We start from the raw sequence: 23,181 nt of genomic DNA, 5'->3' as shown, positions 1-23,181 counted from the left end.
TCGGCATAAAAAAAGCGGTTGATTCTTTGTAGAATCAACCGCTTTTCAAATTATACTAATTATTTATTCTTTAACGAAATAAACTGAAGACGCACCATTTAACGAATTATTAATAGTTGGAGCAAGATTACCTCCTTCACCCACATTTGCAAATGCTAAAATTCTACCGCTTCCGTTTGCTCTTTCAGCAATATACACTGTATTTGTTTCAGCATCAAAATCTGCCGATACAGGGTTTCCTAAAAATGTAATATTACCGGCAACTCTAGTTTGCGTTCCTGCAACTGGCACTGTTCCGCCATTTTCAGTATTGTTAAAAACAGACACAAAATTAGGAATTACGTGAAATGCACCATCTGTATTAAAGTCAGGTGAATCATCAGCACTAGCCACGCCAATATCCGTTAAAATTAAAGTTCCACCGTCTGCCCCTATTCCGTGCGTGCGTACGATTCCTTCAATTGTAACTCTTTTTGTTGGAGCTACAGTTGCCGTTGATGTATTTGAACCAAAATTAGCAAATACTGCAACATCTGAAGTTTTATCAACTACAGCATATAAGTCGTTACCTACAAATTCGATTCCCCACAAAGCAAACTCGACGGTTATCGTGTTTCTCAACGTGTAAGAATCTCCAGTTCTTGTGTATACAAATAATCTATTATTTCCATTTCCGGAGAAATCATCATTGTCTGAAACCACGTATAAATTACCATTGACAGCAATATCTCTTGGACTTGTCAAATCTACGGTACTGCTAGCAACAACATCCAATAATACATCATTAGGGGATACATTGGCATTCGCGTAGGTATTTAAGTTTAATAGTGATCTTGAAGCCTGTGTTATTTGATTTGAAGAGGTGTCAACATAAAGACCTTCTCCGTCTGATGATAATGTGAGTAGTGTTCTTACTTCTGAACTTCCATTATCATTAAAGTCGTAAGCCGTTATATCTCCCGATGTATTACTGGAAGCATATAAAGTTGCGGTTCGATTAATTTCTGGGTCTGTTCCTCCTTGATTGTCATCGTCATCTGAACATGATACAATACATAATGAAGCAAACAGAGATACTGTTAAAAATTTTAGATTTTTCATAATTATAGATTTGTTTTTAAACATAGTTAGCTATAAGAATGAAATTATTAAAAAACAGAATGGCTCTTTAACCGAAATTTAACGAATGAATATTGATAATCAGTAAATTAAAATTCAAGCATCTAGATTTGCTTAACAGATAATTAGTATAAAAAAAAGTTAAGACTGTCGTTGAAGATTAGCTCCATTCAGCTACTTTTCCAACAACTCCTTTGAAAAATTTCCGAAGTTCAATTTCGTCTTTGGTGATATCGCCAGTGGGATAAAATGCGTCTCCTATAGTCATAGTTTTAATCGGATAATCCAAACTCACAGGAATTATAGGAACATCTGCTGCTAACGCTATATAATAATAACCCGTTTTCCAAGCTTCCACTTTTGTTCGAGTTCCTTCGGGGGCGATGGCTAATCTAAATTCTTTTTTGCTTTTAATAACATTTGCGATAGCTTGTACTTTATTTTCATTCTTACCTCTATTTAAAGGAGCGCCGCCCATCCATCTAAAATACCACCCCATTGGGGGTTTAAATAACTCTTTCTTTCCAACAAAGTTGATTTCAATATTCAAAATACGACGCGCCAATACCGAAAGAATAAAATCAAAAAAACTTGTATGTGGCGCTACGATTAAAACCGACTTTTTAATGCTTCGGTCGAAGTCACCATTTATTTTCCAGCCGAGTATGTTTTTATAAATTAGTGTTGCAACTCCCATTTTACATTTTTAAATACAAATCCTTCAAAACATTTCTAGTCATAATTGACTGCCAGTTTTCTCCAAGTGCGTTTTCCCAAAGAGGTACTAAACCTAAAGCAACATCAATCATGGTATTCATTTGAATTTCGGAGAGATTTCCGCATACATTTTTAGGAATGGTAATATTGAATCGTTCTACCATTTCTTTAAATAAAACAACATCTTCACCGTAATATTTCTCTAAATGATTGAATACAATGCAATTTCCTATTCCGTGTTTGGTACCCAACACATACGATAAACCATAACTCATGGCATGCGCGATGCCCACTTGAGAATATGCTATACTCATACCTCCGTGCCAGGAAGCCATCATTAATTTGGCTCTTTTTTCTTCTTCTGAAATTTTATTCTCAACAAAAATTTCTTTACACAAATCATACGCTTTCTCCCCGTAACTCTGTGAAAATGCATTTAAAAATGTGCCATTCAAAGATTCCACACAATGGATAAAACAATCCATCCCGGTATAAAACCATTGGTCTTTAGGTACACCAATAGTCAGATCTGGGTCAAGAATTACTTGGTCAAAAGGGGTAAAATCACTATTGATACCTAACTTTTTAGTCGGGCCAGTGAGCACCGTGGTTCTGGAAACTTCGGACCCTGTTCCTGAAATGGTGGGTATTCCCACGTGATAAACCGCCTTTTTCTTTACCAAATCCCAGCCTTGGTAATCTCTCGCATTTCCTGGATTTGTCAACATAATGGAAACTGCTTTTGCCACATCCAAAATACTTCCGCCACCAATACCTATAATACCGGAAGGTGTGTAGTTAAATTCTGATTTTAAGTCGGTAACTATTTCGTCAATTTGTTTAGTTTTAGGTTCTTCGTCTGCCGAAACGTAAATAATCTTATCATTAAAATTTAAAGGAATATTATTTATTATCGCAGCGTTGTCTTTAAATACATCATCAACAATAAAGACAAAAGGTGCTTTGGTTTTTCGTTGTGGTTTGATAATTTCGGCCAACTGCTCAAAACTTCCTTTTCCAAAAACCACTTTTGGTACCATCGGGAAATTTTTAAATCCAGTTGTTTTTGTTTGTGCTGTTTTGGCTTCCTTTAAAAGTAATTTGTTGGCTTTCACAAGGTCTTCGGGAGTATCAATCTCTACGCCTTGCACATTTGTTACTGCCATTTTTATATTCTTTCCATATTCCAAATACCGAATACATTCAATTTTTTCGGCGGCTTCCAATTTCCCCATGGGTAATTTGTAGAAATCCAAAATAGCTTGTTTTCTAAATGCATAAATCCCTTTGTGCTTGTAATATTGCACCGCGGCGTTTTTATCACGAGGATACGGTATGGGCGAACGGGAAAAATACTGTGCGAAATTTTGTTTATCGACAATCACTTTTACACAATTGGGGTCGCTAATTTCTTTCCAGTCGTGGATTTCGGTCATCAAAGATGCCAAATCAATTTTATCTGCATCTGCTCCTTTAAATACTTCAAGTACCTGCACAAGCGCCTCCCTATTTGTAAATGGCTCATCGCCTTGAACGTTAACAACGATATCAATGTCCATATTTTCAACAGCCTCAGCTATACGGTCACTTCCGCACTCGTGTTCTTTGATGCTCATGATGACTTTTCCACCGTGATTAATGATTTCTTTGTAGATGATATCGCTATCGGTCACTACAAAAACATCGTCAAAAAGTTTTGTAGCGACTGTTGCATCGTAGGTCCTAATAATCACTGGGAGACCTCCCAGGTTTTGCATTAATTTTCCGGGAAATCGAGAAGCGGCATAACGTGCCGGAATCATTGCTATTATTTTCAAATCTATTTTTCTGTTTATTTAATATTTCCGAAGCAATAAAGCCTCTTTTTTAATATATCGACAAGGTAAAATTAACCAACTTCCTCAAAAAAGTCTTCCTTAAAACCGATTAAATATAACTTGTCCTGCGCTCTTGTAATGGCGGTGTACAGCCATCTCAAATAATCTTTATCAATTCCGTTTGGCAAATAAGGTTGTTCCACAAACACATTTGCCCATTGTCCCCCTTGGCTTTTGTGACAAGTAATCGCATATGAAAACTTGACTTGCAAAGCATTAAAGTAACGGTTTTTCTTTACCGCTAAGAATTTTTTGTATTTTGAAGTTTCATCTTCATAATCTTTCATTACCTCTTGATATAGTTTGTTTGACTCATCGTAGGTCAAAGAAGGAGTTTCGGAGGTAAGTGTGTCTAATAAAAGTACCGTTTCAAAAGCTTTCATTCTTGGGTAATCTGCCATTTGTACTTTTACTTCCGCAAAGCGGAAACCATACAATTCCACAAATCTAAAAATCTCCAGTACTTCAACGATATCTCCATTGGCAATGAATCCGGCATCGCTTTCACTGGAAACCCAGTGGTAATTATTTTTAACGACCATCAATCGGTCGCCTGTTGAAAGTTCATCCTCTTGGAATAAAATTCGGGTTCTAATGCTTTGGTTGTAAAGGTTTGCCCGTTTGTTGGAACGCACGATTAATACAGTATCATCATTTCCGTCGTCATTATAATGTTCTTGAAGCGCATCCATTATTGCCATTCCGTCTTCCGGCTGAATGACATCTGGAAATTGTAATCCACTAAATTTAAAGCTATCAAAAATTCCTTCATTTAAAGTTTCCCGCAATCGCGTAGCATTGACTAAAATACCACTATCTAGTTTTTGGCGCACCACATCGTCAAGCTCAATTTCAATCACTTTTTTATTAAATGAATCTTCCAGCGTTCTCCTATCTAAAGCAGGACTCACATCTAACTTCACAGGCGGTAATTGTGCCGTATCCCCTATTAAAAGTAATTTACAATTGTGTCCGCTGTGAACAAACTCCATTAAATCTTGCAATAACGAACCATTTTCAAAAAGCTTTGCATCTTGATTGATATCTGGAATCATTGATGCCTCATCTACCATAAAGATGGCGTTACGATGTTTGTTTTTTTGTAATGTAAAACTAACGCCCCCGCCTTTTTTTGCTTTTGGATAATATATTTTTTTATGGATTGTAAATGCTTCTTGATTGGCATAATTACTTATCACTTTTGCTGCTCTACCTGTTGGTGCCAATAGCACGGCACTCATTTTTGCTTTCCATAAATTTTTTACCAATGTTCCTGTAGTGGTTGTTTTTCCCGTACCTGCATATCCTTTAAGTAAGAAGACCTCATTTTTTGCTTCACTCAACACAAATTTTGCTAAAAGTTGGAGCGCAATGTCTTGTTTTGCAGTAGTAGTATGTGGAAAATCGCTTTTGAGTAAGCTGTAAAAATGTGAAACATCCATAGATTGAAGTACGTTAGCGGGGTTAAAGATGCGTTGATTTTTTAAGAATATAGTTTTACGAACAAAAAAAAATTGTAGATTTGCGAGAGACCATTAACTGAATAAAAAATTTAAAAGGTACTATATAATGAAAATAATCTTACAGGTTGTTCTTTTGGCTTTAATCGCATTTCTTGGATATCAATTATACAACTCTATTATAGGTCCCGTTAAATTTAACGAGGAAAGAGATGCACGTTATGCAAAGGTCATTAAAAATTTAAAGGATATTCAGGCTTCTCAATTAGCCTACAAAGAAATAAATGGCAAATTTACTGGAAGTTTTGACTCTCTAGTTAGCTTTATCGAGGTTGGGCAATTTGCAAACATACAAAGAAGAGATACAAGTTATGCAGACCAAAAAAAGAACAAAGCGTTTGGTCTTGACCCATTGACAGGTGGTTATATTCTTGAAGACGTTATTATTGACACACTTGGATATACTCCTGTTAAAGATTCCCTTTTCAAAAATTCTGACCGTTACAAAACGATGATGAAAGTTCCTGTTAAAGGCGTTGATAAAAATTTTGAAATGAAAGCAGGTAGCGTTATGAAGAACGATATTAAATACGCAGCGTTCGAAGCTAAAGTTGAAAAAGATGTTGTCTTACACGACATGGATAAAGATTTATTACAACAAGAAAAGCAAGTTGTATCTGTTGAAGGCGTTAATGGACCTACGATTAAAGTGGGTTCTTTAGATAACGTTGACACATCTGGTAACTGGCCTAAATTATATGACACAGTTAAAGAATAACAACATATTACATAATAATAGACTGTCCGTTCAAGTTTCATTGACCGGACATTCTTTTTTGGTGACATCTATCGTTACAAATAGTGTTATTTTTTTTTCTGAAATGAATTATAAAAGATTCCTCTCCACTAGAGAAGCATTGGAAGAAATTCAAAAAGAAATAGATACTGCCGAAGTACTATCGACAAATATTTCTGAAGTTCATATCATTTACCATAACGATATTTCTACAGTTGTCCCTGCTCCCTTATTTGACGAAACCAAAGCTGTTGAGTACCTCAAATTCAATTCAAAAATATTGATGACCGATTATATTGCTAACGACACGCTCGAGAATCATGATGCAGTAGTTGTTTATGTGCCTTATGTTAATATTAGTAATTACTTTTTTGAGACCTTTGGTAGTTTTGAATATTACCACGCGACTACACTGTTTTTAAAACACGTTTTGGATACTGAAAAATTTTCAGCAAGCACAAATGTACACGTTGATGTGCAACATGATACTTTTACTTGTATCATCTCTAAAAATGGAAAATTAGAATTGTGCAATACATTCAGTTTTAAAACTTCAGAAGATTTTATTTATTACATCCTTTTTTGTTTTGAACAATTGGCACTCAATCCAAATGAAACACACATTACTTTAAGTGGTTATATTTCAGAAGAAGATGCCAATTTTCAACAAATGTACACGTACATACGCAACATAAAATTTGCCGAATCAAAATCTAAAATCTATATAAATGGCCAACCGGATCATCGCCACCTCTTACTTAAAAGCTTACATTAATGCGCATTATATCTGGCTCACACAAAGGAAAGCGACTTACAGCACCTAAAAATTTACCTGTAAGACCCACAACCGATTTTGCAAAAGAAGCGCTTTTCAACATTCTCAATCATCGTATTTCGTTTAGCGAAGTGAGTATGCTGGACTTATTTTCGGGAACCGGAAATATTAGTTATGAATTTGCTTCACGCGGATGTGAACATATTACCGCCGTAGATGCCCATTACGGTTGTGTAAAATACATTGCCGAAACTACAAAACAACTAGACTTCAAAATTCAAACTGCTAAAGCTGATGTATATAAGTACCTAGAAACAACTCGCGAATCTTATGATGTCATTTTTGCAGACCCGCCCTATGATTTTGATTTGGAAAAACTAAACAAGATCATTGATACCGTATTTGAAAAAGGGCTGTTAAAATCTGATGGGTTTCTCATTATTGAACATAGTAAGCACACTGACTTATCAAAGAGCAATGGTTTCAATGAAGCAAGAAAATACGGATCTTCGATGTTCAGTTTCTTTGACAAGTGAAATAAATTAAGTACTTTAGAAGAACCTAACATCATTAAACCTCTATCCTCATGGAATCCCCACTCCGCAAGAAAATAAATTTGGATTTTGTCCAAATAGAACTTTACGACAAATTTTTAATTTCAACAATTAAAGAAGGTGTTGTTTTTGAAAAACAGCATCTACATACCTTCTATGAAATTTTTGACAACTATTTTCCAAATAGGCCTTTTGGCTACATCGCTAACAGAGAATTTGATTATACTGTAAATCCTACGTGCTATCTTCAACCATCAGATTTTCCCAATTTAAGAGGAATAGCAATTTGTTGCCGCAATGAATCAAGTGCTGCAATTGCAAAATTTGAAAAAAAATTCTATCAAAGACCTATGGAAATATTCTTTGATATTGAAAGCAGTAAAAATTGGGTTGAAAAAATAATTTCTTAAAAAAGCAGGCCTATAAGCCGGGTTCTGTTCAATCTAGCTTATGCTAGAAATTCCTTATCATTTATCTACACGTTACATTACTGCAAAGCTCTATCTGCCTACCCTCTGGCATTGGGCGGGAACCCTTAAGCGCCAGTTTACGTGGCATTTCACCGCATAGAGTTTACCTGGTTTCACTACAGCATTACCTGTACATTCTTTCTGCTGCACTTGTCCTATCACGCTATACGTGACGACGGCCATTAGCCGCTATGCTTCCCTTTGGTGCCCGGACTTTCCTTCACGCAAATAGCGTGACGATAAGGCGGCCTGCTACTGCGAAAGTACACCAAAAAAACCTTTTTAAGTGCTTCCGAAATATTAAACAATATAAAATTTCCGAAGTGGAGAAAAACAAATAGTAATGCTTGGCAATGTTAATAAATAAAGAAAATTACTAGCGCACAATTTTCAGAAAACAACACAACAATCCTATATTTGTTACCCTACTATGGAACCATTTATTGTATCAGCTCGAAAGTACAGACCCGCCGTTTTTAAAGACGTTGTAGGGCAACAGGCAATTACAAATACGTTAGAAAATGCCATAGAAAACAACCACCTCGCACAGGCACTTTTATTTACAGGACCACGTGGTGTGGGGAAAACAACTTGTGCACGTATTCTCGCAAAAAAAATAAATCAAGATGCTACCGAGCAAAAAGACGAAGATTTTGCATTTAATATTTTTGAGTTGGATGCGGCTTCAAACAACTCGGTTGACGATATTCGCAACTTGATTGACCAAGTGCGTATCCCGCCACAAGTGGGAAAATACAAAGTGTATATTATTGATGAGGTACACATGTTGTCTTCGGCAGCCTTTAATGCGTTTCTAAAAACACTTGAGGAGCCTCCCAAACATGCCATATTTATCCTAGCGACTACGGAAAAACATAAAATAATTCCAACGATTTTATCCCGTTGCCAAATTTTTGACTTTAGACGTATCACCGTCCAAGACATAAAAGGCCACCTTGCGGATGTCGCTCAACAAGAAAATATCATTGCAGACGATGATGCACTGCACGTCATCGCACAAAAAGCAGACGGAGCATTACGTGACGCACTTTCTATCTTTGACAGAGTGGTTAGTTTTGCGGGTAAAAATTTAACGAGAGAAGCCGTAACAGAAAATCTAAACGTTTTAGATTACACCTATTATTTCAGTATTACGGACTTACTTTTGGAAAATAATATTCCAAATGTTTTGCTGGCATATAATGAAATTCTGGCCAAAGGTTTTGATGGGCATCACTTTATCATGGGGCTGGCATCGCATTTTAGAGATTTATTAGTGTGCCAAAATCAAGCTACTATTGCATTGCTTGAAGTGGGTGAACAAGTAAAAACTATGTATTTTGAGCAATCTCAGAAGACTGAGCATAATTTTTTAATGGATGCCATTGAAATCGCAAATAGTTGTGATTTGCGATACAAAACAAGCCGAAATCAGCGCTTACTCGTTGAGCTTTGTTTATTGCAATTGGCATCACTTACTGCCAAGGGCGAAAAAAAAAACTTCAATAGTTTAGCACAGGAGCGTGGTAATCGATTTGTACTCCCTCCCTCCCATTTTGCAAACGTAATTCCTCCTAAAAAGGAAGATGTTATGATAGGTCCAAAAGTGACTTCGGAAACATTAACGAATAAAATTACCGTTAATGCAACTAACATTCCTAATCAGCAACAGGCAGTTTCGGAAGAAACAGATGAAAAAAAAATAACATCGCATATTTCAGAAATAGAAGAAGATAAAATTTCTCAAATTTCAGAAGAAACTGAAGCAATTGATGAAGAAACCGAAGCATTAGCGTCGCTCAATAACAATAGTGAACCATTGTTGGAAATGGAAATCCAGCCAGCGCCAAGCAATCCGCATATTGTGGAATCGGTCAAAGATAGCGGCACTATGGATGAAAATGTGCTATTTGAGCCTTCGGAAGATTTACTTAACGGCGATGACGATGATGATTCAAGGGATGATGAAAATGATGCGTTATCAAAAACTCCTTTGACAACGTCAAAAAATGAAATCAAAAGACCTAGTGGGCTTCCAGAGCGAAATGCTAAAAAAGTTTCGGCGTTATCTATTAAGAGTATTCAAAAAAAATATGAACTCAAAGAGGCTTTTGTGGCGAACGCTCCAGACCAAGAAAATCTTCCCACCGAAGATTTTACAGAGGAAGCGATGATAAAAGCATGGAACGAGTTCACAGAAATTATAAAGAATCAAGGGAAATTTAATCTTCTTTCTCATTTGTCAATGAATGTGCCTAGGCTGGAAGATGGCATGATACATCTTACCTTCCCCAACAACACCATTAAAACTGAAGTGGAACGCGAGAAGTATGATTTATTAGGTTATTTACGTCAAAACTTGAAGAATTATGATGTTGATCTTGTCATCGACGTTAATGAAACCGAAGTAAAAAAATATGCCTACACGCCTATTGAGAAGTACCAAAAATTAAAAGAGAAAAATCCTTTGATTGATGAACTTAGAAAGCATTTTGACCTTGATATTTAATTTTTAAAAAATGGCAATACCTCAAACAGACCCTATAAAAATGTTAGGTTTAAAATTACCCACGGATCCACGATGGGTAAATATCGTTGAGAAAAATATAGAGGAAATTTTAACAGATCATGCTTACTGTGAGCAAAAAGCAACTTCAACGGCTATTTCTTTAATTGTTTCATTTCCAGAATATACAGAACTTGTACAGGAAATGGTGGCACTTGTAAAAGAGGAAATAAGCCATTTTAAGTTAGTTCACGATAAAATTGTTGAGAGAGGTTGGGTCATGGGTCGCGATCGCAAAGATGAATATGTCATCGCATTGTTGAAGTTCTTTCCAAAAGGTGGAAGCCGAACCACACAATTGGTTCACAGATTATTAATTGCTGCTCTTATTGAAGCAAGAAGTTGCGAGCGTTTTAGATTATTGAGCGAACAATTGGAAGATAAAGAGTTGGCTGAGTTTTATTACAAATTAATGGTCAGCGAAGCAGGGCACTATACTATGTTTTTAGGATTTGCAAGACAATACGGCGACCGAAAAGAAGTGGACGAAAAATGGAAATCGCTGCTAGCCTATGAAGCCGAAGTTATGAAAGAGTTGAGCACTGGTGAGAGTATTCATGGATAAATAGAGCTGAAGGCGAAAAATAAACTTACCTACTTCACTTCCAGAGAAGCTGCTTTTCTCTCATTATATAACTGCTTCACAATTCCATCAGCAAGTCCAATTTTAGGGACGTAAATATTTTTTGCTTTGCTCCACTTCATTGCGGAGAGATATATTCTTGTTGCTGGAACAATTACATCTGCTCTATCTGGGTTCATTTGTAAATCGAAAATACGTTCGTGATACGTTAAGTCTTTTACTTTTTCATAGAAATTAGCCAAAAAGAAATAACTCAAAGGCTTGCCAACTTTCTTCTCACTGTATCTATAAATACTATTAATATTTCCACCACTACCTATTACCTCTACTTTATTATATTCTTTGGTATTGGTTAAAACCCATTCTTTCACTTCATCCCAAATAGTGTCTCTAATCATATCATTAATGATACGCACCGTTCCCAATTGAAAGGACTTTGAAACAACACTTTTCCCTTTTGCAAATACAGTAAACTCAGTACTTCCACCACCCACATCCACATATAGAAATACTTTATTATCTTGAATAAGTTCCTTTAAATCTGTGGAAGCGATAATAGCCGCCTCATCATTTCCGTCAATAATATGAATATCAATTCCAGTCTCTTTTAAAATTTTTTTGGCAATTTCAGGTCCGTTTTTCGACTCCCGCATCGCCGAAGTTGCACACGCTCTATAGGCAACTACTTTGTGGTTTTTCATTAATAAACTAAATGCAGTCATCGCATCAAGCATTCGCAAATAATTTTCTTCGGAAATACTGCCCTGCAAAAAAACATCGGCACCAAGTCTAATAGGAACTCGGACTAAGGATGTCTTTTTAAATTGTGGGGGAAAGCCTTCCTTTTCAATTACCGTAGCAATTAAAAGACGGATGGCATTTGAACCAATATCGACTGCAGCAAATTTTTCTATTCTTAACACGCTATGCTTCTAATTTATTTTTATAATACTCGTACAACGCAAACTGCGAACGCACCTTTGGCAAATCATTTTTTCTGTAGGCGTTATCTTGTTTTGGATTAATAACTCGAGCTTTCACATTATCACTCCAGCAAATTTCAAATGTTTCGTTAATTTCATTTTTAATACTCTCATCGTAGATGGGACACGTAATTTCAACTCTATTGTCGAGGTTACGCCCCATAAAATCTGCAGAGGATATAAAAAGTTTCCTGTTTCCGCCATTCTCAAAAATAAACAATCGCGGATGCTCCAAGAATTTATCAACGATACTAATCACTTCAATATTTTCACTCATTTCTTTAACACCAGGAATTAAACAACAAATTCCCCGAACAATCAATTTAATTTTCACCCCTGCTCTACTCGCTGCGTACAAACGGTCAATCATTTTGTAGTCTGACAAGCTGTTGAGTTTCAGTTTTATTCCACTTGGTTTACCTTTAATATTGTTTAAAATTTCGGTCTCAATCAAAGAATAAAGCGCATTTCGAGTATAGTGCGGCGAAACGATTAAATGACGGTATTTTTTAATTTTATAATTGACTTCAAAGAAATCGAACACTTTATTGAGCTCTTTTCCTATTTTTTGATTTGCCGTAAATAGTGTGTAATCTGTGTATATCCTTGCTGTGGATTCGTTAAAATTTCCTGTGCTAATAAATGCGTAGCGTACTATTTTACCCTTTTCTTCACGTTCAATAAGGCAGACTTTGCTGTGTACTTTTAGTCCAGCAACACCAAAGATAAGCTTCACACCTTCACCCTGCATTTGTTCGGCATAATAAATATTTGCTTGTTCGTCAAAACGCGCTTGCAACTCAATCTGGACGGTAACTTCCTTTCCGTTTTTTGCTGCATTTATCAACGAACTTGCAATGTGAGAAATTTCCGCTAGGCGATAAATAGTAATCTTTATTGTCTTTACCGCTGGGTCAAGTGCCGCTTCTCTCAAGAATTTTACAACATAAGAAAATGTTTGATAAGGTGCATACAAAAGATAATCCTTTACCGCAATTTTATCCAACAAACTACCTTGCAAGCTTAGTCCTGGGATGTGTAACGGTGTGATTTTCTCGTATTGCAAATCTTCACGACCAAGACTTGGAAAACCCATATAATCGCGGCGATTGTGGTAACGCCCACCTGGAATGATGCTGTCGGTTGAGTCTATACCCATTTTATGCATCAAAAACTTGAGTGTTTCTTTGTCAATGTCTTTGTCATAAACAAAACGAACGGGATCACCCGTGCTTCTATTTTTTACACTTTTTGAAATTTTATCAATAAAACTTTTACTTAAATCACTTTCAATATCTAGCTCTGCATCCCGTGTAATTTTTATCATGTGCGCCGAAATACTATCATATTTAAAAATGCTGAAAATATTATTCAAGCAATATCGAATCAAATCATCCAAAATTATAATATACTGTTTATTTCCATCAGCTGGCAACTCAACAAAACGGTCTACATTTTTAGGAATTTCAATAAGCGCGTAAGTATTTTTTGCCTTAAAGGTCTCATCCTCTTTTGACATGACCATTTTTACTGCTAAATAAGCGGCACTATCTTTTAAAGAAGGAAACTTCTCTAATTCCCCAATCATAATAGTTACAAGGGCAGGACTAACTTTTGTGATAAAATAATTAGCAATAAATGCTTTATGTGTTTCTGAAACTTCCGTCTCATTAATAATAAAGATATTTTCTATTTCGAGTTCAGCTTCAATGTCGCTCAAAATATTTAAACTCGCTTTTTGATGACTGATGACTGTTTGAGTGATTTCCTCCATCAACTCAGAAGCTGACATTCCACCCAAATAACTACGCCCACCTTTACCAGCTTCAGCAATACGTTTAATAGTGGCATAACGTACTTTAAAAAATTCGTCGAGATTGTTAGAAAAAATTCCAATAAACCGTAAACGTTCAATTAAAGGTGTAGCTGTATCTTCTGCCTCCTGCAATACACGCGCGTTGAATTGTAACCAACTCATCTCCCTATTAAAATAGCTATTTTGCAAGCTCGATTCTATCCCTATATTTTCAGTCATTAAATTGCCCGCGAGGGCGGGTATTTTTTTATTAGTATTGTCTCTCGTTTATTTTAAATCTCTTGGAAATACAGATTTAATAGTCTTTCCTATAACCACATCACTCCATGAATTAATATCAAACTGTATCGCTACAAAACCGCTCGTCGTTACATTTTCAATCCGTTTGTTCCCTATCATATTTGCTATCGAAGTTAACGCATGATTATGCCCAACAAGCATTACACAATCCAAATCATTCTCAAGCCCCTTGATTACTGTCATTACCTGTTGCCCACTAAAATCATATAAATCATGATTGGTTTCAAACAAAGCATCTTCCAATCCAAAAGCATTTTTAAAATACAAAGCCGTACTATGTGCACGCACCGCATCGCTTGTTATTAGTTTTTGTGGTGCTTCCATTTTTGAGGCAACATACGCCGCTACTAGAGCACCGTCTTTTCTTCCGCGTCCTTTCAACGGTCTTTGATGGTCATTTACATCATGTTTCCATGAAGACTTTGCGTGTCTCGCAAGATAAAGTGTTTTCATTTTTCTTTGTTAATTAACCTACCCCTCGGCGAGTGCGGGATGCCAGTTATGGTTGTAATCTTTTAGTCATCCATTTTTCATTGGTCAATGAATATTGTATGCGGTCGTGCAATCTACTTGCCCTACCCTGCCAAAACTCAAACTCTACAGGAACTATTAAATAGCCTCCCCAGTCTTTTGGTTTGGGAATTTCTTTATTTTCAAATTCTTTTTCTAATGCCGAAAGTTTTTCTTCCAGCGTGTTTCTATCCGCAATAGTACTACTTTGGTTGGAAACCAAAGCACCCAATTGGCTAGCACGAGGCCTTTCATTGAAATAAGCTATTGATTTTTCTTCGGAAATTTTCTGCGCCGTTCCTTTGATAATAATCTGTTGTTCCAATGCAGGCCAAAAAAATGAAATACATACTTGATTATTCTCAGCGATGGCTTGTCCCTTTTCGCTAGAATAATTGGTATAAAAAATAAAACCTTCTTCTGTAACTTCTTTAAGCAAAACCACCCGTCCCCTTGGCATTCCATCTTTGGAAGCCGTTGTAAGTGTCATTGCATTTAGCTCTTCCACAGCTTTTTGAGACTCAGCATTTGAAAACCAAACTTGAAATTGCTTCATAGGATTTTTATCCACTTCGTTTAAATTGAGTGTCCCTTTTTCATAAGATTTACGATAGTCATGCAAGTTTTTATCCATCTACAATAGCTTTATCGCAAGGTACAAAGTTTAAAGGATGTTTAAAATAAGGGGTGTTTAAATTTTGGTTAAATGTTGTGGTATTAATTTTCGAGGAATGAAGTTTTCATATTCTTTATTATTTATATCTGAACAACTTCTTGTAACTTTTTAACAAAATCTGCGGTAAATATTCAGTATTTTTAGAAGACTGAATACTAATAATAAAAACTTTCGCATGATGAAAAATAAATTCCGCTACCTCTCTTCTTTTTTACTACTCATATTTTGCACCCTTCAAATTTCGGCACAAAAAAATAAAAATAGCGACGTTCATGCTGTCTCAAAAGACACCGTATTTAATGGTTTAAAATTAAGAAGTATCGGCCCTGCTTTTATGAGCGGACGCATTGCTGCCATTGCTATTCATCCCGAAAATGAAAATACTTGGTATGTGGGTGTTGCTTCTGGAGGCGTTTGGAAAACTGTGAACTCTGGCACCACTTGGACTCCTATTTTTGATGACCAACCCACATTTGCCATTGGTGCTGTTACCATTGACCCTATTAACCATAATACAATTTGGGTAGGTACGGGCGAAGACGTGGGTGGACGCCACATTGCGTATGGAGATGGCATATATAAAAGTATGGATGGCGGTAGTACTTGGGAAAACATGGGGCTGAAAGATTCGCAACATATTTCAAAAATTATTGTTCACCCGGATGATAGCAATACGGTTTGGGTTGCATCGCAAGGACCTTTATGGAACAAAGGCGGTGACCGCGGACTCTACAAAACCACAGACGGTGGGAAAACTTGGAATAAAACATTAGGCAACAATGAATGGACTGGTGTAACCGAAATCGTTCTCAACCCAGAAAATCCAGATATGCTTATCGCGGCTACTTGGGATAGACATCGCACCGTTGCAGCATACATGGGTGGTGGCCCTGGCTCGGGACTTCATAAAAGTATGGATGGTGGCGAAACGTGGACAGAATTAACGAATGGACTCCCTAAAGAAAATATGGGTAAAATAGGGCTTGCAATGTCGCACTTCAATCCAAACACCTTGTATGCAGCTATTGAATTGGAGCGCAGAACAGGTGGAGTTTGGCGCAGTGATGATGGCGGTAATTCTTGGCAGAAACAATCAAATACTGTAACAGGTGCCACGGGACCTCATTATTATCAGGAGTTATATTCGTCACCACATCACGAAGAGCGATTATATTTGATGGATAGTAATTTGCAAATTTCAGAAGATGGTGGTAAGACTTTTTACCGCATGAATGAAAAGAATAAACACGGGGACAATCACGCGATTGCTTTTAGACAAAACGACCCGGACTATTTATTAGTAGGAAGTGACGGCGGACTCTATGAAAGTTTTGATTTGACAAAAACCTGGAAATACATTGAAAACTTACCGATTACTCAATTCTACAAATTGGCAGTTGATGACGCGAAACCTTTCTATAATATTTATGGAGGAACTCAAGATAATAGCTCTGAAGGTGGCCCCTCAAGAACTGATAATGTGCACGGAATACAAAATAGCGATTGGAAGGTAATCTTAAATTGGGATGGTCATCAAACTGCAACCGAACCTGGAAACCCTGACATTATTTATGCTGAGCGCCAAGAAGGAACACTTTCTAGAGTGGATATGAAAACAGGAGAAGTTATTGATATTCAACCACAACCCGGTGCCAATGAAACCTATGAGCGTTTTAATTGGGATGCGCCTATTTTAGTAAGTCCCCACGCTCCTACTACTATTTATTTTGCCTCGCAACGTGTTTGGAAATCTGAAAACCGGGGTGATAATTGGACAGCGATTTCGGGAGATTTGACAAAGAATCAAAACAGAATCGAACTCCCAATAATGGGCAAAAAACAATCCTATAATGAAGCTTGGGATGTCTACGCCATGAGCAATTACAATACGATTACCTCTTTAGCCGAATCTCCAAAACAACAAGGATTATTATATGCAGGTACAGATGATGGCATCATTCAAGTAACAGAAAATGGTGGCAAAAACTGGAACAAAACAGCCGTGGGTTCACTTCCTGGAGTTCCAGCTACTGCATTTGTGAATGATATTCGTGCAGACCTTTTTGATGCCAATACAGTGTATGTAGCGCTTGACAATCATAAATATGGTGACTTTGCCCCTTATTTACTAAAGAGTACCAACAAAGGAAAAACGTGGAGTTCTATCTCCAGTAATATTCCACAAGGGACTATGGTTTGGCGATTGGTGCAAGACCACGTAAAAAAAGACTTGCTTTTTGCTGCTACTGAATTCGGAATTTATTTCACCATCAACGGTGGTGGTCAATGGACGAAACTGGAGGGCGGTGTACCTACCATTTCATTTAGAGATATTACCATTCAACGAAGAGAAAATGACCTTGTGGGTGCTTCGTTTGGTCGCGGTTTTTATATTCTTGATGATATTACGCCGTTGCGTGAAATGACAAATTCAACCTTACAGCAAGACGCAAAATTATTCTCTACTCGCGATGCGTGGTGGTATGTGGAACGTCCTCATTTAGGTTTTGAAAGCGGTAAAGGAAGTCAAGGCGACAGTCATTTTGTTGCTCCCAATCCTGATTTTGGCGCTGTATTTACCTATTATTTAAAAGAAGCTCCAAAGACTGCCGAAGCAAAACGAAAAGAATCTGAAAAAAGTTATAAAGATTCAGATGTTCCCTTTCCTGGGTATGATGCCTTATCTTCTGAAAGTCTAATGGAAAAACCCCAATTAATTTTTACTATTGAAGACAGCAGTGGCGAAATAATACGAAAATTGACCACCACCCCAAAAGCTGGGATCAATCGTGTAGCTTGGGATTTGCGTTACCCAACCCTAGAACCCATCATGCTCGATGAAAAAGAACCGATGGAGGAAAACCAAGACGCCCCAAAAGGATTGATGGCACCTCCAGGAACGTATAAAGCGACGATGTATCTCCAAGAAAACGGGACTATTAAAAAACTGGATGAAACGATTTCATTTAATGTAAAACCTTTATATGAGGGAGCGCTAAAAGGTTCGAGTCCTTCGGTTACGGCAGATTTTTGGAGAAGCTACGAAACTGCAAGCCGAGAAATTTCAGCATTTAATATTGAAATGAAAAAGACCGCACAACGATTGGCTGTAATGGAAAAAGCCGCGAATAAAACCAATCTCGCACCCGGAAGTTTGGAAACTCAGTTCAACGCCATCCGTAGTGACCTGAATACACTGAATACTGATATCTACGGAAATCCAGCAAAATTATCCATTGGTGAAAAAACGGCACCTCTTTTGGGCGATAGACTCTTTGCTGTGTACAGAGGTATTGAGCGTTCTACGTATGGTCCCACCAATACGCATAAAAACCAGTTGCAAATTATAAATAATCAATTGACAAGCGCCACGGACAGATTGAATGCCATCCAACAAAAACTGGAAGGGATGTACAACCAATTAAAAGCGGCCGGCGCACCGTATGTAGAGAAATAGGGTATAAACTCTTGATGGTTTTGTAATACAAATGCATTTAAAATTTCTGAAAAAGAGTCCTTCGGAAATTTTAAGTGCATTTTACGTTTTAGAAAAACATTAATGTATAATCATTTTTCATTTTCGTAATTGCGCATTGATTTATAGCGATAACAGGATTTATTTTCGGTGTATAATTTATAAATCGCATATTCTAATACGTTAGCCACCATTATGAAAAAAAATAGTTTCGATGAACAAATTTCTGTATCGGCAAGTAATTAATTTAGCGCATCGAGATTCGTATAACATTGCTCATCCTTAGTAAGTTCGGTATTGGTTAAATGAAAAAATAAGACTATTTCGGCTTATTTTTATTTTTAGAAATCTTAATGTTTATAAACTCAATCATTAATGAAAAGGCGATGGCAAAATACAAATATCCTTTGGGAATTGCCCCTACAGATTGTCCAATGACCGAAACTTCACTCAAGTGAGCAGCTTCTGTAATAAGCATAAAACCTATGAGTATCAGAAATGATAAACCCAATATCTGAACACTGGGATTTGCATCGATAAATGTTCTTATTTTGTTAGCAAAAAGTATCATTATTGCTATTGAAATTACGACGGCAATAATCATCAAAACCAGATTATGGTCATCGTTTTCAGAAAGTCCGTTGGTCATTCCTACTGCGGTAAGGATGGAATCGATTGAAAAGATAAAATCGATAATGAGTATTTGAACAATGGCATTTGACAGTGACCTTATTTTTTTACTCTTCTCCTCATTTTCATTATGTGCCGGCACATCCATTTTTTCTCTAATTTCTGATGTACTTTTATATATCAAAAACAAACCACCCGACAACAATATAATTCCTTGCCAACTTATAGCTGCCGAAAACCAAGAAGCCTCTAAAGAGTAAAAAGGCTCACTAAGTCCTACTAAAAATGATACGAAAAACAGTAAAATAACTCGTTGAACGAGTGCTAATAGCAATCCAATATTTGTTGCCTTTGCTCGTTGATTTTCGGGGAGTTTGTTTGCTGCTATTGAAATAAAAACAATATTATCTATCCCTAGAATGATTTCAAGAAAGGTAAGTGTTGTGAGCGCTAAAAGTGCTTCGGTAGAGAATAAGAAATCTAACATTTTGAGGTTTTTTTGTTTGGTTGCGCGTACTTTAAAATTGAACTATTTATGTGTAATCTGAAAACAATGAAATGGCAAAAATGATTTAAGACACAAAATATTCTGCCAATTAATATTTCCGAAGAAAATCTATTCTTCAATCAAATTCTCCAGATTATGTAGGTTTTGCTTTAAGTGTGTTTGATGCAATGATATCAATTCATTAATTTCAGGATTTAAAGCATCTTGTGACTCCTTTAAAGTAGAATAATTTGTCATTATTTTATCGTAATAGTTTTTTGCAGCGATAAGCAACTCCTCATCACTCTCAAATCCCATACTATTTTTTAAGTCTGTCCAGCCTATAAATAGGGCCTCCGCAATACTCACTTGGTTATCAAATGTTGCAGTTGCATCCAGTTGTTTTAAATATGAAACCAGGTCAACAATACAATAATGACTGGACTCAGCAAGAGAAAGCAGGGTGCGAGAAATGGTAGTGTTTTCAGAAAACGTACTACTTGTTGTTGCAAATTTAAACGCATCATTGTGTTGTGAAATGAGATTACTTAATACTTCTAAAAGAGATTCATTTTTCATAGTCATTGTCTTTTTTAGGGTTATTAGATGTACTTTCTGAAAGATTTATAGTATGAATTGGATAGGGAATTTCAATATTTTTCTCGCTAAAAAGGTCGTTAATGATTAAAATAGCTTCGTCCTGAGCGGCATACATTTGGCTCTTCTTCACATAGTCAATCCAAAAACGGACCATAAAATCAATTGAACTTTCGTTAAATTTAATATAATAAAATTCTATTTTTTCGTCTATTAAATTCGGAAATGCTTCTTCAAATTTCTCAAGTACCATTGCTTTTACAGCATGCAAATCTGAACCATACGCAACACGAGAATGCACTGTAACCCTTCCCCTAGTAACGAGTGAATAATTAATAAATGGTTCTTCGATAAATTTTGAATTCGGCATAATAACATAATGATTATCTGGCCGTCGGAGGACAAGATTTCTTAAACTTATGTCATGCACAAAACCACTATGCGCGTCGGTTTCAATAAAATCTCCAATCTTAATTCGAGGTAAAAAAGATAGCATAATCCCCGAAAATGTGTTTGACAAAGTGCCTTGAAGCGCTAGGCCAATGGCCAAAGCAGCTACTCCAGCTCCTGCTAATACAGAAGTGAGTGCCTTGTCTAAATCTAAAATTCCGAGTGCTAAGAAAAACCCGATAACAAGTATAATACCATACAGTATTTTTGACAAGACCCGCCTTACAGACCTATTCTTCATTTTCTTACGAAGAATTTGTAACAACAATTTACTTAAAAACTTGCCCATAAAATAAGAGACAATGAGCACCAAAATTGCTACCGCAAGATTGGGCAACTTAAGTACAAATGCATCCCACCAAGCTTCCATTTTTGATGTGAGCTGAACAAGCAAATTAGAATTTTCTTGAAATAAATAATACATAATTTTTATAATAGCGTGGATAGAATAAACGTACCTGTTGCCAAAAGTATAAGTGATAATATTCCACCCAAAATTAAAAAATGTTTAAACTTATATATCCCAGTACCGTAAATGAGCGCGTTCGTCTGATAGCCCACAGGTGTGAAAAAACTAAAATTAGCACCAAACATTACCGCCAAGATAAATGGTTTCATCTCTAAAGACAAACCTGTCGCTACCGCAATAGCAATAGGTGTCATAATAATTGCAGTAGCATTATTTGAAATAAAACCAGATAAAACCATGGTCATCCCAAACATTAAACCAAGTACAATTGCCGGCGTTTTACCGCTCATTATTTCTAACAATTGCCCAGATAACCATACATCGGCACCGCTATTTGTCATCGCTACACCTAGTGGAATCATTCCTGCAAGTAAAAAAACTATTTGCCAATTTACCCGATGATAAATATTATTTAAAGTAATGATATTAAAAAGCAACATCGCTGCAACTCCCGTCAAGGAAGCAGAAAGTATTGAAATCACACCACTCGATGCTAATCCTATTACGAGCAATAATATGCTAATCGCAATAAAGGTATTCTTTTTAGGAACCACCGGAGTATTTTCGTGCTGATTTAAAATAGCAACATTCTCAAGATCATAAAGTTTGCTTATTTTTTGCTCTTGCAGTTCCAGCAATAACCTATCTCCAGGCTTTAAATTTATTTGATGTAAACTTTTACGCAACAATCTTTCTTGAGTATTTCTAATATTTCTACGTTTTTTTATAGCTATTGGGAAAGCCCCCATAATAGTTGCTTTACGAAGCTGCTTTAAAGTTCTCCCTATAAGATTTGAACCTGGGAGAATGAGCAATTCTACATAGGTCATTTGGCTCTCTTCTTCCTTTTCCCCATCTTTAACCTCTTCCTCCTGCTCAGTTTCTCTTTTGTCATTAATACTCAAATCATATTCTTTCACAAATTTCTGTAAGCTGTCAAGGTCACTCATCAAAACAAAATTATCTCCCTTTTTGATATCGATATATTTACCCGGTGCGTTCAAAACATTTTTATCACGAATTAATTTTAGCACCACCGCAGACGCATCACTAAACTTTTCTAGGCGCTCCCCAATCAATTTCGATTCTTCGGAAATTTTAACCGTGAAAATATAGCTGTCAATTGCATAATCATCACGCACATTATTAGATGTACCCTTTGGTAGAAATCTACTCCCTATGGTCATTACAACAATTCCAATGGCTAGAAATACAAGTCCGTAAAGTGAAAATTCGAAAAAACTAAAACCTTCTGCTCCGCGTTCCTTTGCAACGGCATTTACGATGATGTTTGTAGATGTTCCCATTAGGGTACAACTTCCACCTAAAATTCCCGCAAAAGAAATGGGCATTAATAATTTAGCACTTGAAAAATTATACTTTTCAGAAAGTTGAGTGACAATTTTTATAAAAATGATAACCACTGCAGTCGTACTAATAAATGCAGACACCGTTGCCGAAACTATCATAAAAGCTGGTGTAATCAAGATGAGCGGCAACAACTTCATCTTTTTAATACCGTTTGTGAGTAATTGGATAACGCCATTATCCTCCAATCCCACGGCAAGTATCATTAAACTAAGTACTGTAATTGTTGCTGGGTTTGAAAATCCGCTAATGGCTTCTTCGGGAGTTACTATGCCCAAAAGGAGAAGCGCCACAATGATAAAAAATGAAATTTTATCAACGGGAAATAATTCGGTTACAAATAGAATTACCGTTATTCCAATAATGATAAACACTAAAAGTATTGATAATTCCATAAATTAATTTTGTTTAAAATTAAGCATAGCGCTGATTCAAAAATCCCAACAAAATCATAATTATAAAGCCACAATTGATAATATTTGTAACTCAAATGCCTTTCAAAA

19 protein-coding genes, 1 other RNA gene and 1 pseudogene are annotated in these 23,181 nt (G+C 36.4%); 7 read left to right on the top strand and 14 right to left on the bottom strand.

Annotation, left to right across the window (positions count from 1 at the left end; all coding sequences use genetic code 11):
* Positions 1-63 precede the first annotated feature (63 nt).
* The 5 genes and pseudogenes from ACSHW7_RS05760 to ACSHW7_RS05740 all read right to left on the bottom strand — a co-directional run bounded on the left by ACSHW7_RS05760 (position 64) and on the right by ACSHW7_RS05740 (position 5,155).
* A complete protein-coding gene (locus tag ACSHW7_RS05760; protein WP_435678382.1) occupies positions 64-1,101 on the bottom strand; it encodes a hypothetical protein in 1,038 nt (345 codons plus the stop codon).
* A 178-nt stretch (positions 1,102-1,279) separates the two neighbouring features.
* Entirely contained in the window at positions 1,280-1,816 is a 537-nt protein-coding gene (locus tag ACSHW7_RS05755; protein ID WP_435678381.1) for a 1-acyl-sn-glycerol-3-phosphate acyltransferase, read from the bottom strand.
* Between the two features lies 1 nt (position 1,817).
* On the bottom strand, positions 1,818-2,876 hold the full coding sequence (locus ACSHW7_RS05750) for an iron-containing alcohol dehydrogenase family protein (protein WP_435678706.1): 1,059 nt from the start codon (positions 2,874-2,876) through the stop codon (positions 1,818-1,820).
* 57 nt (positions 2,877-2,933) lie between these two features.
* A pseudogene (kdsB, locus tag ACSHW7_RS05745) lies at positions 2,934-3,638 on the bottom strand (3-deoxy-manno-octulosonate cytidylyltransferase); the annotation flags it as partial.
* 86 nt (positions 3,639-3,724) lie between these two features.
* Positions 3,725-5,155 (bottom strand): ATP-dependent DNA helicase, encoded by a 1,431-nt coding sequence (locus ACSHW7_RS05740; RefSeq protein ID WP_435678380.1) that lies wholly within the window; start codon positions 5,153-5,155, stop codon positions 3,725-3,727.
* 127 nt (positions 5,156-5,282) lie between these two features.
* Between ACSHW7_RS05740 and ACSHW7_RS05735 the strand changes: the two genes are divergently transcribed.
* From ACSHW7_RS05735 to ACSHW7_RS05720, 4 genes are read left to right on the top strand one after another with little or no spacing between them, the layout of a single operon-like run.
* On the top strand, positions 5,283-5,951 hold the full coding sequence (locus tag ACSHW7_RS05735) for a hypothetical protein (protein WP_435678379.1): 669 nt from the start codon (positions 5,283-5,285) through the stop codon (positions 5,949-5,951).
* Entirely contained in the window at positions 5,932-6,744 is an 813-nt protein-coding gene (locus tag ACSHW7_RS05730; protein WP_435678378.1) for a DUF3822 family protein, read from the top strand. Before ACSHW7_RS05735 ends, ACSHW7_RS05730 begins: the two co-directional genes overlap by 20 nt.
* On the top strand, positions 6,744-7,280 hold the full coding sequence (locus ACSHW7_RS05725; protein ID WP_435678377.1) for an RsmD family RNA methyltransferase: 537 nt from the start codon (positions 6,744-6,746) through the stop codon (positions 7,278-7,280). The genes ACSHW7_RS05730 and ACSHW7_RS05725 overlap by 1 nt, the downstream gene beginning before the upstream one ends.
* A 50-nt stretch (positions 7,281-7,330) precedes the next feature.
* Entirely contained in the window at positions 7,331-7,708 is a 378-nt protein-coding gene (locus ACSHW7_RS05720; protein WP_435678376.1) for a hypothetical protein, read from the top strand.
* Here the strand turns inward: ACSHW7_RS05720 and rnpB are convergent.
* Positions 7,706-8,024: RNase P RNA component class A (gene rnpB, locus ACSHW7_RS05715), an RNA gene on the bottom strand. The genes ACSHW7_RS05720 and rnpB overlap by 3 nt on opposite strands.
* A 174-nt stretch (positions 8,025-8,198) precedes the next feature.
* On the opposite strand from rnpB, the gene dnaX reads away from it, so the two are divergent.
* Together dnaX and ACSHW7_RS05705 are read left to right on the top strand one after the other, a co-directional pair.
* Positions 8,199-10,277 carry a DNA polymerase III subunit gamma/tau gene (dnaX, locus tag ACSHW7_RS05710; protein WP_435678375.1) on the top strand — a complete coding sequence of 693 codons (2,079 nt, stop codon included), beginning with the start codon at positions 8,199-8,201 and terminating at the stop codon, positions 10,275-10,277.
* A gap of 40 nt (positions 10,278-10,317) precedes the next feature.
* Positions 10,318-10,899 carry a tRNA-(ms[2]io[6]A)-hydroxylase gene (locus ACSHW7_RS05705; protein WP_435678705.1) on the top strand — a complete coding sequence of 194 codons (582 nt, stop codon included), beginning with the start codon at positions 10,318-10,320 and terminating at the stop codon, positions 10,897-10,899.
* A 29-nt stretch (positions 10,900-10,928) separates the two neighbouring features.
* Here ACSHW7_RS05705 and ACSHW7_RS05700 read toward each other — a convergent pair whose 3' ends face one another.
* Genes ACSHW7_RS05700 through pdxH form a run of 4 tightly spaced genes read right to left on the bottom strand, consistent with a single transcriptional unit; the run spans position 10,929 to position 15,160 of the window.
* Complete coding sequence (locus ACSHW7_RS05700; RefSeq protein ID WP_435678374.1) at positions 10,929-11,840, bottom strand: Ppx/GppA phosphatase family protein; 912 nt, start codon at positions 11,838-11,840, stop codon at positions 10,929-10,931.
* Position 11,841: 1 nt separating this feature from the next.
* Entirely contained in the window at positions 11,842-13,935 is a 2,094-nt protein-coding gene (gene ppk1 / locus ACSHW7_RS05695) for a polyphosphate kinase 1 (protein WP_435678373.1), read from the bottom strand.
* 48 nt (positions 13,936-13,983) lie between these two features.
* A complete protein-coding gene (locus tag ACSHW7_RS05690) occupies positions 13,984-14,469 on the bottom strand; it encodes a SixA phosphatase family protein (protein WP_435678372.1) in 486 nt (161 codons plus the stop codon).
* Between the two features lie 46 nt (positions 14,470-14,515).
* Positions 14,516-15,160 carry a pyridoxamine 5'-phosphate oxidase gene (gene pdxH / locus ACSHW7_RS05685; protein ID WP_435678371.1) on the bottom strand — a complete coding sequence of 215 codons (645 nt, stop codon included), beginning with the start codon at positions 15,158-15,160 and terminating at the stop codon, positions 14,516-14,518.
* A gap of 217 nt (positions 15,161-15,377) precedes the next feature.
* Between pdxH and ACSHW7_RS05680 the strand changes: the two genes are divergently transcribed.
* The gene (locus ACSHW7_RS05680; protein WP_435678370.1) at positions 15,378-18,659 is read left to right on the top strand and encodes a WD40/YVTN/BNR-like repeat-containing protein; all 3,282 of its coding nucleotides are present in this window, start codon (positions 15,378-15,380) and stop codon (positions 18,657-18,659) included.
* A gap of 337 nt (positions 18,660-18,996) precedes the next feature.
* On the opposite strand, the gene ACSHW7_RS05675 is transcribed toward ACSHW7_RS05680, so the two are convergent.
* The 4 genes from ACSHW7_RS05675 to ACSHW7_RS05660 all read right to left on the bottom strand — a co-directional run bounded on the left by ACSHW7_RS05675 (position 18,997) and on the right by ACSHW7_RS05660 (position 23,073).
* Entirely contained in the window at positions 18,997-19,794 is a 798-nt protein-coding gene (locus ACSHW7_RS05675; protein ID WP_435678369.1) for a TerC family protein, read from the bottom strand.
* A gap of 129 nt (positions 19,795-19,923) precedes the next feature.
* Entirely contained in the window at positions 19,924-20,373 is a 450-nt protein-coding gene (locus tag ACSHW7_RS05670) for a hypothetical protein (RefSeq protein WP_435678368.1), read from the bottom strand.
* Positions 20,363-21,265 (bottom strand): mechanosensitive ion channel family protein, encoded by a 903-nt coding sequence (locus ACSHW7_RS05665; protein ID WP_435678367.1) that lies wholly within the window; start codon positions 21,263-21,265, stop codon positions 20,363-20,365. Before ACSHW7_RS05665 ends, ACSHW7_RS05670 begins: the two co-directional genes overlap by 11 nt.
* 5 nt (positions 21,266-21,270) lie before the next feature.
* Positions 21,271-23,073 carry an SLC13 family permease gene (locus tag ACSHW7_RS05660; protein WP_435678366.1) on the bottom strand — a complete coding sequence of 601 codons (1,803 nt, stop codon included), beginning with the start codon at positions 23,071-23,073 and terminating at the stop codon, positions 21,271-21,273.
* Between the last annotated feature and the right edge of the window lie 108 nt (positions 23,074-23,181).

It is taken from the genome of Patiriisocius sp. (assembly GCF_051252435.1).
GTDB lineage: Bacteria > Bacteroidota > Bacteroidia > Flavobacteriales > Flavobacteriaceae > Patiriisocius.
This window is presented reverse-complemented; position numbering and strand designations above follow the sequence as displayed.

Coding starts and splice junctions, on each gene's coding strand:
- ACSHW7_RS05760 (WP_435678382.1), bottom strand. CDS start 1,101: ATGAAAAATCTAAAATTTTTAACAGTATCTCTGTTTGCTTCATTATGT.
- ACSHW7_RS05755 (WP_435678381.1), bottom strand. CDS start 1,816: ATGGGAGTTGCAACACTAATTTATAAAAACATACTCGGCTGGAAAATA.
- ACSHW7_RS05750 (WP_435678706.1), bottom strand. CDS start 2,876: ATGGTACCAAAAGTGGTTTTTGGAAAAGGAAGTTTTGAGCAGTTGGCC.
- ACSHW7_RS05740 (WP_435678380.1), bottom strand. CDS start 5,155: ATGGATGTTTCACATTTTTACAGCTTACTCAAAAGCGATTTTCCACAT.
- ACSHW7_RS05735 (WP_435678379.1), top strand. CDS start 5,283: ATGAAAATAATCTTACAGGTTGTTCTTTTGGCTTTAATCGCATTTCTT.
- ACSHW7_RS05730 (WP_435678378.1), top strand. CDS start 5,932: ATGACACAGTTAAAGAATAACAACATATTACATAATAATAGACTGTCC.
- ACSHW7_RS05725 (WP_435678377.1), top strand. CDS start 6,744: ATGCGCATTATATCTGGCTCACACAAAGGAAAGCGACTTACAGCACCT.
- ACSHW7_RS05720 (WP_435678376.1), top strand. CDS start 7,331: ATGGAATCCCCACTCCGCAAGAAAATAAATTTGGATTTTGTCCAAATA.
- dnaX (WP_435678375.1), top strand. CDS start 8,199: ATGGAACCATTTATTGTATCAGCTCGAAAGTACAGACCCGCCGTTTTT.
- ACSHW7_RS05705 (WP_435678705.1), top strand. CDS start 10,318: ATGTTAGGTTTAAAATTACCCACGGATCCACGATGGGTAAATATCGTT.
- ppk1 (WP_435678373.1), bottom strand. CDS start 13,935: ATGACTGAAAATATAGGGATAGAATCGAGCTTGCAAAATAGCTATTTT.
- ACSHW7_RS05690 (WP_435678372.1), bottom strand. CDS start 14,469: ATGAAAACACTTTATCTTGCGAGACACGCAAAGTCTTCATGGAAACAT.
- pdxH (WP_435678371.1), bottom strand. CDS start 15,160: ATGGATAAAAACTTGCATGACTATCGTAAATCTTATGAAAAAGGGACA.
- ACSHW7_RS05680 (WP_435678370.1), top strand. CDS start 15,378: ATGATGAAAAATAAATTCCGCTACCTCTCTTCTTTTTTACTACTCATA.
- ACSHW7_RS05675 (WP_435678369.1), bottom strand. CDS start 19,794: ATGTTAGATTTCTTATTCTCTACCGAAGCACTTTTAGCGCTCACAACA.
- ACSHW7_RS05670 (WP_435678368.1), bottom strand. CDS start 20,373: ATGAAAAATGAATCTCTTTTAGAAGTATTAAGTAATCTCATTTCACAA.
- ACSHW7_RS05665 (WP_435678367.1), bottom strand. CDS start 21,265: ATGTATTATTTATTTCAAGAAAATTCTAATTTGCTTGTTCAGCTCACA.
- ACSHW7_RS05660 (WP_435678366.1), bottom strand. CDS start 23,073: ATGGAATTATCAATACTTTTAGTGTTTATCATTATTGGAATAACGGTA.